The following is an 18,607-nucleotide window of genomic DNA, read 5'->3' on the forward strand; positions in this document are numbered from 1 at the left end:
GAAAGCGAGACAGACGAGACCCCGCACGAAGCGAAGCGTAGGAGGAGGCTCGGCGCTCGCCCGCGGAAAGCGAGCGGAATGCTTCGGAAAACAACGGTAGAGTCACAGTGCCAAATGAAAAAAGCGAGGTATTCAACGATTTAATCGTTGAATACCTCGCAATGTAAGAAGATATGGACTTTTTCAGTGCCCACGCATTTGCGAATCATTCATTTATTTTTTCATTCTCCGGTTCTAAGTGAATAAGAATATTGGCTTGAGGAAATAGGGTATTAATCTTTTCTTCAATACGATCACATAAATTATGAACGGTTTCAATGCTTTCATTTGATGCTACGACTAAATGGAAATCGATGTATTCTTCCGCCCCAGAACGTCTAGTTCGAAAATCGTGATACTCAATGTATTCATCTTTAAATGATTCAATAATTTGAATAATTTGTTCTTCCTCTTCCTTTGATAATCGGGCATCCATTAATGGAGGAAATGTTTCTTTCATTAGTTTGAAAGCTTCCATCATAATATAACATGCTAATATTATTCCGATGATTGGATCTAAAATGTACCAACCAGTTAAATGGACAATCAGTAAACTCAAGGCAACACCTAATGATGTATAGACATCTGTAAGTAGGTGTAGTGCATTTGATTTCATGGCAACGGAGTTGGTATTCTTTGCAGTCCTATAAACAATCCTTGAAACAAAAAAATTAATTAAGGCGCCTAATAACATGACCAGTATTCCTAGAACTGGGAGTTTGATTGGTGTAGGAGTGATAATTTTATGAATACATTCATAAATAATCCAAATTCCAGCAACAAAAATTAAAAGTGTTTCAATTGTCCCTGATATATTTTCAACCTTTCCATGTCCGTAGGGGTGCTCTTTATCCGCTGGTTTACTGGAAATTCGTACGGAGAGAAAGGCAATAAAAGAGGCGAGTAAGTCTAGAAGTGAATGGATTGCCTCCGATAAAATTGCAACTGATCCTGTGAACAATCCAACGATAATTTTTAATATGACCACAGTAGAATTACTTAAAACTGATAAAAATGCAATTTTTGATGAATTCACCTGAAATCACCTCCTGATAAATATAAACCTATGATACCAAGTAAACTTTGAGTGGGTCTATAGCAACGTTTTTTCCTAACTCCGATTAAATAACTAGTGTGAAAAAAAGTTGTATAAAGGAAAAAGACATAACCATCTTTTTTTATAAAAATCGTACAACCAAATGAGTGCACTAGCTAAGGTGTTTGGGTTAAAATCGTACGCTAATAAAGCGAGAGAAGAATAATGACTATATTATGTGTAGATGCGATAAGGTTTACTTAAGAAATTAAAGTGGTAAATTTATTTCTAAGGATTAAATATCAATATAGATTTTCAATTGTTCGCTTTTTTGTCGTGAAATCCAGATTATAGATAATAAAAAAGAAAAGGAATTGCTATCCATTTTCTACCTTCGATATAATAAAATAGTGGTACCAAATTGGGTTAGTAAAGAGGCGGTTAGTAAAGTGGATTATATTCAAATTACTAGAAACAATATTGAACAGGAGCATATATGTTGCGCTCTCGGTTCGAAGCAATACGAGGAAGCAGTAAAGGAAAAGAAAGAATGGCTGATGAACCGTATGGATGAGGGGCTAGTTTTTTATCGTTTAAACGACCGGGCAAAAGTGTTTATTGAATATTTGCCGGCAAATCAAGCTTGGGTTCCTATCGATGCACCGAATTATATGTATATTAATTGCCTATGGGTTTCAGGTAAATTCAAAAATCAAAACCATGCTAGACAACTGTTTGAAAAGTGTAAGGAAGATGCATTAGCGCAAGGGATGGATGGCATCGTACATATAATAGGGGAGAAAAAGCTTCCATTTTTAAGTGATAAGCGTTTTTTTGAACATTTGGGATTTGAAATTGTAGATCAAGTAGCACCTTATTTTCAGCTAGCTGTCTATAAATTTAACGATTGTGCCGACGATCCTTCCTTTAAACTGCAGGTGAAAAGTCCTTTATCTAATAATAATGGTATTGTGATATACTTCACTGCCCAATGTCCGTTTGCAGTAGGCGTTATAGATGATTTAAAAAAATTGGCAGAGAAAAGGGGCATTCCTTTTCATGCATATCAACTAAGGACGAAAGATGAAGCACAGAATGCACCTATCATATGGACTACCTTTGGACTGTTTTACAATGGTCATTTTATGACACATGAAATACTGAGTGCAAACAAGTTCGAAAAATTATTAAATACATTATGAAAAGGGGATTTATCTCCTTTTCATGAACATTAAAATTAGAGCAAATAAACAAATACCTACAATAGAACCTAGAGTAAACGACCAGGAAAAATAATCGAAAAAGATGTATGCAATTAATAATGCCAGCATATAGCCGAGAGCAGTGCCCAGCAATTGTTTTTTGATATTCAACGATCCCACTCCTTACTGCGTGATAGTTAATATACTTATTTATATTTTATAGAAATATTAGGTAAATATCCATAACAATCAAGATAAAAGGAAGGTGATATCAGTTTTGAAAATTAGCAAACAGAATGCAGAACATTATATATGGGGAGAACAATGTGATGGCTGGCATTTAGTGAAGAATAATAATCTCAGTATTATTCATGAGCGTATGCCTGCTAAAACAGTAGAGGTAAATCATTATCACCATCATGCACAACAATTTTTCTTTGTGCTATCTGGAACAGCAACAATCGATATCGACGGAGAACGAATTGTGTTACAAAAAAATGAAGGAATTGAAGTTCCACCCCTTAAACCGCACCAGATGCGTAATGATTCAGAGGAAGAGGTAGAGTTTTTGGTCATTTCACAACCAAATAGTAGAGGAGATCGTATCTAACTATAAAGTAATTTTCATTCTTTTGCATGAGGTATGTATTTATTTTAGTAAGTATAGTAAATGCTAACAATTGCAAAGGAGATGTTTTAGATGAAGATTACAAAGGTGAAACTATATGTGTATGATATACATAAAATGAAGGAGTTTTACTGCAATTATTTAGGATTTACATTAATAAAGAATGCAGATAATTTTTTTGATATAGCTGTTGGCGAAAGTATTATCACTTTTGAAAAAATACCGTATTCAGTTAAAAAGCAATATCATTTTGCGTTAAATATTCCATGCAATTTATTTAAACAAGCGAAAAGCTGGGTAAAAGAATATGCAGAATTATTATTTTCAGAGGGACAGGATGAAGTATATTTTGATACATTAAAGGCTCATTCTTGTTATTTTTATGATCCAGAAGGAAATATTATTGAGCTCATTTCAAGACAGGAAGTAAATCCAAAACAGGATGTAGAGTCTTTTTCACCCGAGCGTGTACTAAATATTGCCGAAATGAATTTAACGACGGATGCTATTTATTCAGTAGCCGATAGTTTAAAAGAATACGGTATAACGCCAATGAATCATAACGAAATTCGCTCAAATGCTCTCACGTTTATGGGGAATTATGAGGATGGAGCAAATTTACTTTTAGGACCAAGTGAACGTGTTTGGTATTTTTCTAACAAAAAAGCAATCGTTAGTCCTATTAAGATAGAAATCAATAGAAACCTACAACTATGTATGACCGAAGACGGTGAATTTACCATTTCACAGCTTTAAAAACACCATTCAGACTATTAAATCTCCTTTTAATTGTCATTGAATAAAAAAAGTAAAAGTGATTAAGGGAATATTTAATATTCGCGATAGCAAAGAAATTAAGCGGGAGAAAAACTGCTCATAAAATCTCGATTGGTGAAAATTAATAATCGGTGAGGATGAAGAAAGCCCTCTGAAGGTTTCATTTTGGAGTAGTTGTAAAAAATGTTATTAATCAATCATAAGGAGTTAATTTTTTGAAAGCAAAAAGCATTAAATTATATGAATTTGGAAGTCCACGAGAGGTTTTGAAATTTGAAAATAAAACGATTCAACCTCTTCAAGAACAGGAAATTCTTGTTCGAATGCTAGCACGACCTATTAACCCTTCTGATTTAATACCAATATGGGGGAGTTATGCTCATCGAATTTCTTTACCAACTATTCCTGGCTATGAAGGGGTCGGTATTGTAGAGGATGTAGGTCCGTATGTTTCTCAAAATCTTATTGGAAATCGTGTATTACCTTTACGAGGAGAAGGAACTTGGCAGGAGATTGTAAAAACAAACGCAGAATTTGCAGTACCTATTCCAGATTCTATAGATGATTTTACTGCAGCACAAATGTATATCAACCCAATGACAGCTTGGGTAACTTGTACTGACATATTACAATTGCAGTCAAATGATGTTTTATTAGTGAATGCCTGCGGGTCCGCAATTGGACACATATTTGCTCAGCTAGCAAAATTGTTAGGGTTTAAATTAATCGCGGTTACGAGAAATAATAGACATATTGACGATTTAATTCAGCTTGGCGCTTCCTATGTAATAGATACTTCAGTAGCACCGCTCTATGAGACAGTAATGGAACTAACAAATGGCAATGGGGCTGATGCCGCTATTGATTCTATTGGGGGGGCAGCAGGCAACGATCTTGCTTTCTGTCTGAAAGCTGGAGGGAATTTTTTAGCTATCGGTCTTTTATCAGGTGTACAAGTGAATTGGCAAAAAATCGTTAAAGAGGCGAATGTAAAGGCAAATATGTTCCATTTACGTCATTGGAACAAGCAAGTTTCGATAGAAAGATGGCGAGGTACATTTCATCACTTAATCAATCTAGTTAATAGTGGCAAGTTAAAAATGATGGCAATGGATTCTCATTATGATTTGTTAGACATTAAAAATGCGATAACGGCCGTTGAGTCGTCTAAAGCCTCAAAAGGAAAGATCTTTTTAACAAGTTATATGAACGAAGGGTAATTTATTTTATTTTACCCTTCGTTTTTTATAGGATGTCTAAGCGACCGCGTATCCTTCGATGCGCTTGTTTCTAAAATAAATCTGTAGATAAATATCGTAGACCAGTATCGGGTAGGATAACGACAATCCGTTTCCCTTTGTTCTCTGGACGTTTTGCAAGGGCTGTGGCTGCAAATAAAGCAGCACCTGATGAAGTGCCTACTAATAGACCATCTGACTTCGCAACAGCACGTGCCGCCTCATAAGCTTGTGCAGTTTCCACCTCAAGTACTTCATCAATTATTTCTAAATGAACATTCGATGGTACGCGAGCCTCGTCAGCATCAGAGAAGCGGTGAACACCTGTGATTTCAATAATATCTGGATTATCAACTGTTGCAATGGAATTAACAGCAGGCTCAACACCAATAATCTGAATATCTGGATTTTTAGATTTTAAATATGCACCAGCACCACTGATCGTACCACCTGTGCCAATTGCTGCTACAAAAATATCAATTTGTCCGTCTGTATCCTCCCAGACTTCAGGACCAGTTGTTAACTTATGAATATTTGGATTGGCATCATTATCAAGCTGATTTAAAAATACAACATTTTCTTCTTGTTCAACGACTGTTTCTCGAAATACTTTAATCGTTTCAACAAAGTCACCATCAGTTTCCTCAAAGGCAGCTACCATTTCTGGGACATCTGAAAAGGGTACAACCTCCGTTCCGTATGCCTTAACTACCTTTGTACGCTCTTCACTTACGCCATCCTGCATGTAAATTCGAAGCTTATAGCCTTTTGCTGCCGCAATTGCTGCTAGACCAATACCAGTATTGCCACTAGTTGTTTCAATTATTGTTTTATCCTTTGTCAATACACCACGTGCTTCAGCATCCTCAATCATCGCTTTAGCAACACGGTCTTTCACACTATTAGCAGGATTAAAATACTCCAGTTTTACAATAATTTCGGTTTCTAGCTGTTGCTCTTTTACATACTGATTTAATGCTAAAAGTGGTGTATGTCCGATTAATTCTGTAATAGATTGTTTAATCTTATTAGTTACAATTTGACCCATCCCAATCAACCCCTTTAATTTAACCTACTTAACAAACTTGTTTTGTAGGGATTGAGGGAATCATATCAATATATATCCATATAAGCAATAAAATCACTAATAGAAGTATTAAATGTAGCAATAGAAAAAAATAATTAATCGAATCTACAAAATAATTTTTTCTTGGTTTAGTAATGCGAGAAATACGGATTATTATTGACAATGCTTCTATGCAAAAGCGAGTAGCCCGAAACACAAATTGATGTCTTCTCAGAAAGTAAAAGTGCATGAATATATGTGAATTTGGAGGAATTTACTTTAAATTTGCTGATTAATAATATTTTGGAATAATATTTGCTAAAATGGAACCCTTGTATAAAAGTTGGTTAGAGTGGAAACTGAATGACTACTTGAGATCAACGTTAAAAATTAGCTTGATGTTGTTTGGGAGATGAAAGTATGAAAGAGACAATTTCTTCAGTTTGTATAACAGCTGAAACAAAAATTAACATGATGAAGCAAAAGCCTGCTAATTATTTATTGTTAGCTATTTTTGGCGGACTTTTTATCGGATTTGGAATTTTGCTCATCACTACTATTGGAGGCTTATTAAGTCCAGCTGGGGTACCGAGTATGAAGATCGTACAAGGATTAGCATTTGGTGTGGCACTTAGTATGGTCATGATGGCTGGGGCCAATTTATTTACCGGTGATAATCTAGTGCTAACGGTTAGTACACTATCAAAAAAATCATCACCATTAGAGATGTTGAGCATTTGGACGTTTAGTTACATAGGAAACTTCTTTGGTTCTCTTCTAGCAGCCGCATTATTTTTTTACTCAGGGCTAGCAGGTGGAGACATAGCAGCTTACATTGAAAAACTGGCTACAGCTAAGATGAGTGGTAGCTTCGTTGAACTTTTATGTCGAGGTATTTTATGTAATTTGCTTGTATGCTTGGCCGTATGGTGTACCTATAAATTAAAAACGGAGATTGGAAAATTAGTAATGATTTTCTGCTGTATTTTCCCGTTTGTTACAATTGGATTTGAGCATTGTATAGCAAATATGACATTGTTTTCACTTGCTCTTTTAGTACCTCATGGTGAACTCGTATCGTTTGCTGGAGCCATTTCAAATTTATTACCTGTAACACTAGGTAATATTATCGGTGGAGCCGTTATTGGTTTTGTATATTGGGTAAATGGTAGAGACTAATAAATTACATATTGCTATTGCAGTTAGTATCATTTCCTGGGTAATGGCAATTTGAAAGTGATTGTAAGGTCTCCTGCAATTAAATTAACGGATGAATACTTGACTTCATCTATTAATATTTTGACTTTGGAATAAATGATAGATAGAATGACAGGTAGAGTTGCTAATGTAACTCTACCTTTTTTATTTATGACAATGTGATTAATGCTGTGAAGTTAATAGATTATGGAATGAATATAAAAGAGGGGAGGAATTCAAAAATGGAACAAGAGGTAAACCAACATACGATTCTTCAAGCAATTTTAGAGCTTTCGAAGCAAATGCAAGACATGAAATCAGATCTTCAGCAACAGATTGAAGCGGCCGAAAAGAGATTAGATGTAAAAATTGAAGCAGTGGAAACAAGGTTAGAAAAAGTTGAACAAAATTTAAGTCGAAAAATTGATCTTGTAGATGCAAAATTTGAAATATTATCACTGGATTTATTAACGACAAAAGCTGAAGTATCTATGCTAAAACAGGTAAGATAGTAGCAAGTATATCTTGGCATAATTGCTTCCAGGATTGGCTCTGTGCTAGCACAATGAGTAACTTAAACCCACATTCAACTCACCACATAACTTCCTAAATTGGTTTACCGTATCCCTTAAGGTTACGGTATTTTTTTGTGTTATAATAAATGTCATGAAGGAGTGAAAACATTGTTAAAAACTGAGGTATTTGAACAATTAAAACAGGCAATGAGAGAAAAGAATGTATTAGCAAAAGGCGTATTATCAATTTTAAAATCCGCTCTAGATTTAGCTGAGAAGGAAAAGGGAGAAGCTTTATCATCTGAAGAGGAAATGGCTATTATAAATCGTGAAGTCAAGCAAACAAATCAGGCGTTAGAAGGTGCTCAAAATGCAGGGCGAGCTGATTTAATTGAAAAAGAAGAAGCGAAATTAGCACTTCTCAAATCATTTTTACCGAAGCAATTAACGGAAGAAGAAATTGCAGAAAAACTTGTGGCAGCTGGCATTGTAAAAGGGATGAACATGGGAGACGCTATGAAAATTGCAAAACCTTTGTTAACTGGTCAGGCTGAAGGCGCTGTTATTTCAAAAGTTGTAAAAGGTCTAATTTAAATTCGTTAGAAACAACCTCCTACTCTGAAGTAGTAAGAGGTTGTTTTTTAAGCTCCTGCATTTTTTGTTCCATGTTAGTGTCACTATTGCCAAAAAATGAAAACAACTATATACTATTAATTAACCACCGGTCAATAAGGAGGATAATATGTCGCCACGTAAGCCGTCAACAAAAGATTTGACGAAAGAAATGATTATAAATGAGGCTCATAAGCAATTTATCACGAAGGATTTTCACCAAGTATCAATGCGTAGTATTGCTAAAGAGCTTGGTTGTAGTCATGGGGCTATTTACTATCATTTTAAAAATAAAGCAGAAATATTTTATGCAATATTAAGTGACTATTTTTCTGAACTAAATAATACTCTAGATGAAAATATGAACGGTCCTGAAGATCATAACACTAAACTACTAAATGTTTTTGTAGGCTATATGGCGTTTGGTTTAAATCATCAAAGCCAGTATGAATTAATGTTTATCATGAGAGATCGTGAAATTGATGGGCTTTCGCAAGAGGCAGCGAACGTTAGTTATGAAAAATTTGCACAAGCTGTACAGTCCTTATCAATGACAGAACTGCTGATTTCAGATATACATTCTACATTCATTGCTCTTCATGGATTTGTTACACATTATCGTCATTATGTAAAAAATTATGAGGAAGCGAAAGAAGCAGTGGATATACATGCAAAATTTCTTATCAAAGCTTTAACACATAGTGAAAGTAGCTCTAGTTAAAAAATCTAGAGCTTTCATTTAATAGTTATTTGACCAGTGGTTAATTAATAGAGGAGGGAATTAATTTTGCAAACAGCATTAGTTATTGGAGCATCTGGTGGTATGGGATTTGCATTAGTAAATGAACTAGTAAGTCGCAATATACACGTGAAGGCATTTGCTAGAAATAAAGAAAAGTTAGTTGCACTTTTTCAGCATCACAAAAATGTAGAAATCATTTCGGGTGATGTATTTAATGAACAGGATTTGATGAGGGCCTCAAATGGTGTGGATATTATTTTTCATGCTATTAGTTTTCCGTATCAAGATTGGGAAAAACTCCATATGCGATGCGTAGACATGGTGATTAACATAGCAGAAAGGCGAGGAGCGAAGATTGCACTAGTAGATAATATTTATGCATATGGAAGACAATCAACAAACCCTGTAATAGAGCAAGCTAGAAAGGAACCGCAGACGAAAAAAGGGAAGATTCGTTTAACGATGGAAAATAAATTAATAAACAGTAATGTACCCTCGATAATTGTACATTTCCCGGATTTATACGGACCAAATGCAGAGAATACAATACTCTATGAAACGTTAAAAAATGTAGCACAAGATAAAAAAGCTAATTTTGTAGGGAATATGCAGGTGAAAAGGGAATTCCTTTATACAGTTGATGGTGCAAAGGCTATGGTTGAGCTTGCTTTACGTAACGACACATATAATCAGAATTGGAACGTGCCAGCCGTTCATCCAATTGCAGGGGAAGAACTAGTGAAAATTTTACGTGAAATTACAAGCTACAAAAAAGGTATTCGTACAGTTTCTAAAGGCATGATCCGATTAATTGGACTATTTAATCCTTCTATGAAAGAAGTAGTTGAAATATTGTATTTAACAGAAGAACCAGTCATTTTAAGTGGGGAAAAATACGAAAAGGAAATAGGCGCTTTACCACGTACTTCATATCGAGTAGGGCTAGAAGAAACGATTGCCTGGATGAACAAGAGAGCACTAAAATAAGAAAACTATTAACTTATTTCAGCAGACATCCACTGAAATAGAGGAACTCAATCTAAGAACACCACGTCCTGTGGCAATTTATCTGTGCGAAAGCGAAGCGACAGCAACAAGGTTTTATCTGTGCGAAAGCGAAGCGACAGCAACAAGGTTTTATCTGTGCGAAAGCGAAGCGACAGCAACAATTAGCCGAGGCATAATTGTTGAGTTAATGAAAAAAATCCGCTTAAACTTTTGTTGGTAGAAAACTTACCTACAAAAAGTATAGCGGATTTTTGTCATTAGTTATTTTTATAACTGGAATTTTTGTATGATATTACGAAGTTGCTGTGCCATCTCAGCTAAATTATTTGAAGACGCAGTAATTTCCTCAATACTAGCTGATTGTTCTTCAGAAGCAGCAGCCACATTTTGAATGTTTCCAGATGATTGAACGGCTATTACACCAACTGTCTCTACAGAAATGGCAATGCTGCTAACCCCATCGTTAATATTTGAAATGATATTATTGACATAACCCATTTCTTGAGTTAGTGAAGTAATATGCGAATATATTTCTTTAAAAGCTTCACCTGATTCATTAAAGGTAGTAGAGCTTTCTGCAAGATTACTACTACTAATTTCCATAGATTTTACAGCTTGCACAGACTCTTCTTTAATTGTTTCAATACGTGTTCGAATATTATTCGTCGCTGCTAAAGATTGGTCTGCAAGTTTACGCACTTCTTCAGCTACAACTGCAAAGCCTTTACCATGCTCACCAGCACGTGCTGCTTCAATAGATGCATTTAAAGCGAGTAAATTTGTTTGATCCGTAATCTCATTAATTAAGGTTACAATGTCGCCGATCTCATTTGAGTATGTGCTTAAACGTTTCACAACTTCCGAAGTCTCTTGAATAGCATTAGATGTTATGGCCATCTTTTCTGTAGCACTTTGAATCGTTGTATTGCCTTTTTCTGAAATAGAAGATGCACTAGATGCTTTAGCAGTGACATCATTAACGCTCGATACAACTTCTGACATTTTTGTGGAGATTGTCGTAATATGATTTTCTACTTCTTCAATAGAAGAAGTTTGTTTTTCTGATCCTGAAGCTACTTCTTGCATTGAAGATGTAATTTGTTGAATAGATGCACTTGTTTGCTCAGAGCCTGCCGATAACTCTTCAGACATAGCAGCTACTTGCTCAGCATTCTCAGCAATTTGCTGAATAAGAGAGCGTAAATCTGCTGTCATATTTTCAATGCCTGAAGAGAGCTGTGCAATTTCATTAGAACCCTTTATTTGAAGTGGTTCAACAGCTAAGTCTCCTTGTGCCACCTTACCAACATAGTTAGTCATATTTTTAATTGGTTTTATAATGCCTTTGCTAATGATATAAGCCACAATAATACCGAATATCAAAAACATCACAGTCATGATGATACAAATCCAAAGAGTCTCTGTTTGAAGTTTAGAAATGAAGGAAGCGTCCATATCTAAACCAAAAAGAATATCAGTATCTTTAAATGGTATAAAAATCGATTTATGAATACCGTATTCATCTTTATAAATATCACTAGATTGAATGGTTCCAGTATTTAGCGCTTCATTCATGTCTTTACTAAAAGCATAGTCCTCTTGATAATCGTCTTTATTACTTAATGCCACAATATGTTCTTTGCCATTTGCACGTGAAAGAACGTAAGCATTTTCAATTTCATACTCTTTAAGTGTTTCATTTAATTCATTTAATATTTCATCATATTTATCCTTATCGCCATCATCTGCAGCTTTGACGTCATTTTTGTCTATATCATCAAAAATTGTATGAGATATAACCTCTAATGATGACTCAAATTGTGTAATAACATTATTATCGATAATCCGATAAGATGTAACAAATAATACGATACTAAATATTACTGAAATAATAGCAATTGGAATAGTAAAACTCGCAATATATTTATAGAGTAAAGAGCTCTTAAATTTTTTGACTATACTCAACTTTAGCAGCCTCCAATACTTTTACCTTTTGTTGTAAGAAATGAACCATATCACTAATATGTTCTGTCTCTGTATAAGGAGAAATTGAGAAGAATTTTGCAGCAGCGACTGGAATTTGTTGTGTTGTATCGCTAGTATTGACAGTACAAACACGTGTCGTATCACCGAAAAATACTTCGTCGCGACCTTCTCCTATAATTTCAAATAATGAAGCGTTAAGACCATTAATATATTCAATCTGATCTTGCGTATAGCTACCTGATTGTTCAGATTTCCAATTAAAGCCTTCAGGATACAAACGGAAGGCTGTAACTGGTCCAATATTAGACGCATTGACTACTTGTAACATTGGAGTTTTCTCAGCTAACTGCGTACGGAACGCTAAGTTTACACGCACATAATTAGCTAATATTTGTTGGTAGCCTTCTTTACCAAACGCCTGTAATGCAGCATAAATAGCAATTGAACTACCCATACGAGAGCACTCTAGAGTATAGCCTGTATGATAAGAACCATAGCCTCGATTACCAACATAAGGTGTGTCGAAGTCCTCGATATCTAATAGCTGTAGATGTTTTCCTTCTTTTATTAAGAATAAGCTTGTTAAATAAGGTGTTTGACCAAGCTTTTGGAAGTCGAAGCAAAGACTATCTGCAATAGGTAGATATTGCATACGTTCTTTAATTTGTTCTAGTGCTTGTAAAACATTAGTCTCTAACTGAAGTGGATTTGCCTTAAAATCATAATCATTGAAGAATGCGTAAAAACCACCTAAAGCTGAATCAGCGTGAATATGTATAGGTTTTAAGGAATGTTTTTGTTCCAGGTCAGTTGTAACTTTTTTAATTGCTTGTACATCATCAATAGCAAATTGATCTGTAGCGCCTGTAGTAGCAACTACATACACTGGAATACCACCATTTTCGATAACCTCAGTCATACGCATACGTAAGTCTTCGATATCCATTGAATGGTCTTTGCCAGCTTTAATACGAATTAAATGTTTGCTACCGATGCCGACTGCTTCAATTGATTTTAATAAGCTGTAATGAGCATTTTCTGAAGCAAAGCAATATAAATTATTTGGTACGCCATCTTCTTTTGCGTTAGGGAATTGTTTAGCAATCGCAAGACGAAGCCCACTGAAAACAGCCCCTTGTCCACCCCACGTTGTGTAACCAAAGCTTTGAGTATAGTCGTAGCCAACTAACTTCGACATCATTGCTACTACCTTTACCTCACATTCTGCTGCAGCTGGTCCGTATACATCCCATAGATTGTTACCATTAAGCAGAGCATTCGTAAATTGACCTAATATACCGGGAATGCTAGCCATTGGTAAAACATTTGTTACAAAGTTACGTGTATGGTAAGGATGTCCTTGCATCAATTGCGTTAAATCATTCACAACCTGTTCAAGTCCGACACCTGAAGTTGGTACTCGATTTTCTTGCATTAACTCTTTATAGAAATTGTCAGAGCGCTCTTTCATTGGTCCAAGAGTTGTTGTTTGTGGGTTTTTTAAATCATCTAAAGATGAAACGATTTTCTCTAATAGGGATAAAAAATTCTCTCTTTGTTCGATATTACCATCTTCGCTTTGGAATAATTGCTGGATTTTTTTCATGTTCATCGTCCTTTTTAGTTCGTTTTTCCTCTATTTTCTTATTTAGCAAAAATAGGTCGTTTTACTAAAATTATAATAACATATTATAACAAAAAAATGAGTTTATATTTTATAGGATAATTAATTTCAGTCATTTCTAAATAATCTGATTTAATTTGAGGTGAAATATATGGGGAAATATTGTGATAGATTATGTTTGTAAACGTTGAATTTAAAGGATTTACGACCTCTTTTAATAATTTGTTGCAAAGCTAATGATGGGGAAGTGATATGAGGAGGTAAAAACATAAATACTATTCAGAAAATGATTTTAATTTATTTATAATTGGTGAACGTTTTAATGCTTTATGACTATCAACGGTGATATATGGTATTAATCTGCTTTTAGTCAAAGAATAATAATCTACATAAGTTTTTCATCTGTCTAGCTGATGGGGAGCATATCAAAATGTGAAAAGAGGTTCGTTGAAATTTTTAGTAAGTAAATTTTTTTCAATATAAACAGCCTTACAATACCGATAATTTTTTCAATGATAAACCATACTAATATTGAGGTGAAAAAATGTATAAATTGCTATCGCATAATGATTTAGATGGAGTAGGTTGCGGGATATTAGCCAAGCTTGCCTTTCAAGATCAAGTGAAGGTAAAGTACAATTCAATTTCAACGTTGGACCGCGAAATTGAGTTTTTTTTAGACAATAACGAACAAGATACATTTTTATTTATTACCGATTTATCTCCCAATGAGGAAAATGAAAGGAGATTAAATGATTATTATATCGCCACGGGTAATGTTCAATTACTTGATCATCATAAAACGGCTTTTCATTTGAACGATTATGAATGGGGTAAAGTATTAATAGAAGATGAAAAGGGCTATTTAACATCAGCAACGTCTTTATTTTATCAATATCTTGTTACACATGGATATTTAGAACAAAAGAATTCCATCACAGAATTTGTAGAGTTAGTCAGACAGTACGATACGTGGGAATGGGAAAAGAATGATAATCAACAAGCACGTAGACTCAATGCACTCTTTTTTTTAGTATCAATCGAAGAATTTGAAGAAAAAATGCTTGAACGTTTAAAGACTAGCGAACATTTTGACTTTGATGAATTTGAAAAGAAAATTTTAAAAATGGAAGAGGAGAAGATAGAACGGTACATCCGCCGGAAAAAAAGGGAGTTAGTGCAAACATCGATAGGAGAATATTTTACAGGTGTGGTTTATGCAGAATCGTATCATTCAGAGCTTGGTAATGAATTGGGAAAAGAAAATGTACACCTTGATTTTATAGCTATTTTAAATATGGGTGGCAAAAGAATTTCATTTCGTACGATTCATGATCATATAGATGTTTCGGCTATTGCAGCAGAATTCGGAGGGGGAGGGCATCAAAAAGCAGCTGGTTGCTCTTTAACTGATGAAGCTTATGAGCAGTATGTGGCACAAATATTTCATATAGCACCAATACCAGAGGATGCGAAACGAAATCGCTATAATTTAAGGTTCTCTTCTTTTGGGACAATGTATAAAAACCTTAAGGGAGAATTTTTCCTCCTATATTCAATAAGTGATTTTGATTGGATCATTGAAAAAAATAAAATCCCGTTAGATCAAATCTTTACAAGTTTTTATGAAGCAGAATGGTTTTTAAAAAGAAATTATCAAGCATGGTTAGTGAAAGATGAGTTATTTGTAGATTATTTAATGGAAGAAGCCAAAAAGGTTCGTCATCAAGAGTAAGGGATATATATTACTCCTTGTGAAAAGGTAAATAGTCAAGGGAATTTTGTGAATGTTGTGGTGTTGTAAATAAGGATGATTTCCGTTCCAAGCTACTCACTTTCGCTTAGATAAAACTCTTTTGCTAAAGTTGCGTTTTATCACTTAAATTAAACTGACATGTCAGAGAATACATGCTAAGTGAATTAGTTGATTGGATGGGCGACATAAAGAAAAGGATTCACGCACAGTTTTGTGTGTGAATCTTTTTTTGCTCTTTGGAAGGTAGATGTCGATAAAATTCAAAAGTTGGGTGATAAAACGTGAAAGTTAGGCGATAAAATTCAAAAGTTGGGCGATAAATCCTGAAAGTGTTCCGGTAAAACTAAAAAGTTGGATGACATTTTGTTAAAACGTACGTCATGTGAATCAGTTGATTGGAGTGGAGACTGGGTGACTCCTTGGGGATTAACAATAGAGGAGCGAAGGCTAAAACCATCACATAATGTGATAACGCCTTCGTGACATTGTGCTGTTGCCGCTGTCGCTTCGCTTTCGCGCAAAAAACATCTGATGGCCGGAGACTCTGCGGCGAAGCGAAGCGGCTCATCGGACGCCACCGGGAAAGTGCCCAGCCGGAACGGAAATCACCCCCCTCGTTTTGAAAAGCCATACTTTATATGACACCTTAATTTCATTCATACAATTGTTTCAACAACATCTAAAGATACATAGTGAAATCAGCCAAACCTTAACATTGTTAGAGGTTATATAATGTCCAATTGAAAACTACAATAAATAAAAAGCATTTGTGTAGACATACTTTCTTAAAATGAGGTGTACATGATGTCCAATGATATGCTTCTTGTCGAGAGTCAGCTTAAGGAAAATCGAGGGCGGAAAATATGGTTTATTGTATTATTGCTTTTATTGGTAGCTACTTGTGTAATTGTTTATTATTTTTTGTTTAAGAAGGATTTGAATTTTGAAGCCTACAAAACAGTGATCGATAAAACTACTGAAAATAGTCTCGGACGTTTAACGTTAAATGAAATAATAATTGATGATAACCAAATACTACTGAATGCTACCTTTAAGCCAGTAAAAGGCTTAAATTTCGACTACCAAATCTTTTTCTTTCCACAGGTTTTTGTGAATGGAAAAGAGTTCACGGTTAGAAATGGGGGACAGACTGTCCAACAATCTGATAAAACTTACACAATCTATAGTAGTGTGAAATTAAGTGAACTACCAGAGGATAAAATATTAAACTTAGATATTCGTTATAACGACTGGAACGGTGAAAAAAAGATTGACGAGCCGTGGGAATTTCAAGTGGAAGCTTCACAAGAGCATTTACAAGAAGATAGAAAGGTCTTCCCTGTTGAGAAAAAAGTAAAGCTTTTAGATGGTCAGGAAATAACAATAGAGGAGGTTGTTACTACACCAATATCAACAACGATATACTTTCATTCAGAGAAAAGCTTACTAAATGAAGCATTGCATTTTAAAATCCAATCAGTAACAGGGGAATCTTGGGCATTTAACGTAGCCTATCCTTTGAATGAAGAGTATACGAAGTGGGGTGTCCGCCTCGATGCATTATATTTAACGGGGAAGAGCTATGAGCTCATTCCGATAGCTGCAAATGGAAGTGAGCTTGGTTCTGCCATTAAAATTGGAGATTAAGAACGAAACCTGTTACCGTGAAAAAACTTTACAATATCTTAAACCAAAAGGACGATTACCCATTGTACTATGAATATATACGACATGGAAAGTAGTTGAAGATATTGCGAAGGTTATGGGAAATTTTTTTAGTTTCGCTTAAATTGGGTTGTACATCATTTGGAGGCCCTACTGCACATTTAGGGTATTTTCAAAATGAATATGTTCAGAAACGTAAATGGTTATCGGATCATGACTACAGTCAACTTGTTGCACTCAGTCAATTTTTACCTGGGCCAGCATCGAGCCAGGTAGGGATGGGTATTGGCTTATTAAGAGGCGGTTTATTTGGGAGTATTGTGTCATTTGTTGGTTTTACATTACCGTCAGTTTTTCTGCTTATGGCATTTGCGTATTTTTTTGCACATACACGGATGGATATGGGTTGGATTCATGGCTTAAAATTAGTGGCAGTTGCGATCATTGCGCAAGCTGTTTTTGAAATGTCAAAAAAATTGATTCCTAGTATTCACCATTTTATAATCGCTTTGTTGGCGCTTGTAGTAGTGCTTTTATGGGTCCATCCATTTGCTCAAGTAACTACTATTATTGTTGCTTCTTTTATAGGCTATCATTTTTTTAAGAAGACTAATCATAAAGATGAACCAAAAGAAACTGTTGTACCTATTTCAAAAACGACAGGTGTATGTTTTTTAGCGTTGTTTGTTATACTTCTTGTTGGTTTACCAATTGTTAGCCCACTTATACAATATGAATGGTTTACGATCATTGAAAAGTTCTATTTATCAGGTGCATTAGTGTTTGGTGGAGGTCATGTCGTATTACCTTTACTAGAGGCACAGTTTGTCCAAAGTGGATTAATGAGTTCTTCAGATTTTTTAGCAGGATACGGAATGACCCAGGCAGTCCCTGGTCCATTGTTTACGTTTGCTTCCTACATAGGTATGGTCATTGCTGGAGTACCTGGGACCATTATCGCTACGATAGCCATTTTTTTACCGGCATTTTTGCTAATAGTAGGGGCAATGCCTTTTTGGCTAGCTCTTAATCGTTTCGCTGGATTAAGAGGGGCGATGGCTGGTGCAAATGCAGCAGTTGTAGGAATATTAGCTGCAGCTTTTATTCATCCGATTGTTACACAGACAATTCAAAATGGTCTAGACATAGTAATTGCAGCCGTTTTTTTATGGTGCTTGATACGTTGGAAAATTCAACCTTATTTGCTTGTGTTAGTTGGTATTTGTGTAGGGATTGTATGTTATTAAGGACATATAAAAAATCAAAACCATTATTGCTTTGGTTTTGATTTTTTTGTGAAATGAATGGAATGCTTAGATAAACTCTTCTTTTCGAATGGCTAGTTTTTTCATATGATATTGCAGAGATTGGCGAGAAATATTTAATTGTTTAGAAGCGGACCGAAGCACTTGCTCATTATTTATTAAGTAGTAACGATATTTTAAGTATTAAATAAGACAAAATCTGGGTTATCCCTAATGAGAAAAAGTATGCTTGAAGATGTCTTTTAGCATAC

17 protein-coding genes are annotated in these 18,607 nt (G+C 35.0%); 12 read left to right on the forward strand and 5 right to left on the reverse strand.

Annotated elements, in window-relative coordinates; translation table 11 throughout:
* Window positions 1-205: 205 nt before the first annotated feature.
* Window positions 206-1,075: a cation diffusion facilitator family transporter gene (locus ACMZ42_RS10090; protein ID WP_415731367.1), complete on the reverse strand. Its 870-nt coding sequence runs from the start codon at window positions 1,073-1,075 to the stop codon at window positions 206-208.
* A 449-nt stretch (window positions 1,076-1,524) separates the two neighbouring features.
* On the opposite strand from ACMZ42_RS10090, the gene ACMZ42_RS10095 reads away from it, so the two are divergent.
* Window positions 1,525-2,277 carry a GNAT family N-acetyltransferase gene (locus ACMZ42_RS10095; RefSeq protein WP_415731368.1) on the forward strand — a complete coding sequence of 251 codons (753 nt, stop codon included), beginning with the start codon at window positions 1,525-1,527 and terminating at the stop codon, window positions 2,275-2,277.
* Between the two features lie 9 nt (window positions 2,278-2,286).
* Here ACMZ42_RS10095 and ACMZ42_RS10100 read toward each other — a convergent pair whose 3' ends face one another.
* Window positions 2,287-2,448 carry a hypothetical protein gene (locus tag ACMZ42_RS10100; RefSeq protein ID WP_415731369.1) on the reverse strand — a complete coding sequence of 54 codons (162 nt, stop codon included), beginning with the start codon at window positions 2,446-2,448 and terminating at the stop codon, window positions 2,287-2,289.
* A gap of 106 nt (window positions 2,449-2,554) precedes the next feature.
* Between ACMZ42_RS10100 and ACMZ42_RS10105 the strand changes: the two genes are divergently transcribed.
* From ACMZ42_RS10105 to ACMZ42_RS10115, 3 genes are all read left to right on the forward strand, one after another.
* Window positions 2,555-2,887, forward strand: coding sequence for a cupin domain-containing protein (locus ACMZ42_RS10105; protein WP_415731370.1), 333 nt, complete (start codon window positions 2,555-2,557; stop codon window positions 2,885-2,887).
* 90 nt (window positions 2,888-2,977) lie between these two features.
* Entirely contained in the window at window positions 2,978-3,661 is a 684-nt protein-coding gene (locus tag ACMZ42_RS10110) for a VOC family protein (RefSeq protein WP_415731371.1), read from the forward strand.
* A 236-nt stretch (window positions 3,662-3,897) separates the two neighbouring features.
* Window positions 3,898-4,902: a zinc-dependent alcohol dehydrogenase family protein gene (locus ACMZ42_RS10115; protein WP_415731372.1), complete on the forward strand. Its 1,005-nt coding sequence runs from the start codon at window positions 3,898-3,900 to the stop codon at window positions 4,900-4,902.
* Window positions 4,903-4,972: 70 nt separating this feature from the next.
* Here ACMZ42_RS10115 and ACMZ42_RS10120 read toward each other — a convergent pair whose 3' ends face one another.
* Complete coding sequence (locus tag ACMZ42_RS10120; RefSeq protein WP_370079473.1) at window positions 4,973-5,968, reverse strand: PLP-dependent cysteine synthase family protein; 996 nt, start codon at window positions 5,966-5,968, stop codon at window positions 4,973-4,975.
* 438 nt (window positions 5,969-6,406) lie between these two features.
* Between ACMZ42_RS10120 and ACMZ42_RS10125 the strand changes: the two genes are divergently transcribed.
* From ACMZ42_RS10125 to ACMZ42_RS10145, 5 genes are all read left to right on the forward strand, one after another.
* Window positions 6,407-7,165 (forward strand): formate/nitrite transporter family protein, encoded by a 759-nt coding sequence (locus tag ACMZ42_RS10125; protein WP_370079472.1) that lies wholly within the window; start codon window positions 6,407-6,409, stop codon window positions 7,163-7,165.
* A 260-nt stretch (window positions 7,166-7,425) separates the two neighbouring features.
* Complete coding sequence (locus ACMZ42_RS10130) at window positions 7,426-7,695, forward strand: hypothetical protein (RefSeq protein WP_370079471.1); 270 nt, start codon at window positions 7,426-7,428, stop codon at window positions 7,693-7,695.
* Window positions 7,696-7,866: 171 nt separating this feature from the next.
* Window positions 7,867-8,292 carry a GatB/YqeY domain-containing protein gene (locus ACMZ42_RS10135; protein WP_370079470.1) on the forward strand — a complete coding sequence of 142 codons (426 nt, stop codon included), beginning with the start codon at window positions 7,867-7,869 and terminating at the stop codon, window positions 8,290-8,292.
* A gap of 148 nt (window positions 8,293-8,440) precedes the next feature.
* Window positions 8,441-9,031, forward strand: a complete 591-nt coding sequence (locus ACMZ42_RS10140) for a TetR/AcrR family transcriptional regulator (protein WP_370079469.1) — start codon at window positions 8,441-8,443, stop codon at window positions 9,029-9,031.
* 66 nt (window positions 9,032-9,097) lie between these two features.
* Window positions 9,098-10,039 carry an SDR family NAD(P)-dependent oxidoreductase gene (locus ACMZ42_RS10145; RefSeq protein WP_370079468.1) on the forward strand — a complete coding sequence of 314 codons (942 nt, stop codon included), beginning with the start codon at window positions 9,098-9,100 and terminating at the stop codon, window positions 10,037-10,039.
* A gap of 288 nt (window positions 10,040-10,327) precedes the next feature.
* Here ACMZ42_RS10145 and ACMZ42_RS10150 read toward each other — a convergent pair whose 3' ends face one another.
* A complete protein-coding gene (locus tag ACMZ42_RS10150) occupies window positions 10,328-12,025 on the reverse strand; it encodes a methyl-accepting chemotaxis protein (protein ID WP_415731373.1) in 1,698 nt (565 codons plus the stop codon).
* The gene (locus ACMZ42_RS10155; RefSeq protein WP_415731374.1) at window positions 12,003-13,652 is read right to left on the reverse strand and encodes a pyridoxal phosphate-dependent decarboxylase family protein; all 1,650 of its coding nucleotides are present in this window, start codon (window positions 13,650-13,652) and stop codon (window positions 12,003-12,005) included. The genes ACMZ42_RS10150 and ACMZ42_RS10155 overlap by 23 nt, the downstream gene beginning before the upstream one ends.
* Before the next feature lie 562 nt (window positions 13,653-14,214).
* Here ACMZ42_RS10155 and ACMZ42_RS10160 point away from each other — a divergent pair.
* The 3 genes from ACMZ42_RS10160 (at window position 14,215) to chrA (ending at window position 18,338) form a co-directional block, all read left to right on the forward strand.
* Complete coding sequence (locus ACMZ42_RS10160) at window positions 14,215-15,405, forward strand: DHH family phosphoesterase (protein WP_415731375.1); 1,191 nt, start codon at window positions 14,215-14,217, stop codon at window positions 15,403-15,405.
* An 825-nt stretch (window positions 15,406-16,230) separates the two neighbouring features.
* Entirely contained in the window at window positions 16,231-17,073 is an 843-nt protein-coding gene (locus tag ACMZ42_RS10165) for a DUF4179 domain-containing protein (RefSeq protein WP_370079464.1), read from the forward strand.
* Between the two features lie 104 nt (window positions 17,074-17,177).
* Window positions 17,178-18,338 (forward strand): chromate efflux transporter, encoded by a 1,161-nt coding sequence (gene chrA / locus ACMZ42_RS10170; protein ID WP_415731376.1) that lies wholly within the window; start codon window positions 17,178-17,180, stop codon window positions 18,336-18,338.
* Window positions 18,339-18,607 lie beyond the last annotated feature (269 nt).

This window comes from Lysinibacillus sp. NPDC056185 (genome assembly GCF_047737915.1).
Classification (GTDB): domain Bacteria; phylum Bacillota; class Bacilli; order Bacillales_A; family Planococcaceae; genus Lysinibacillus.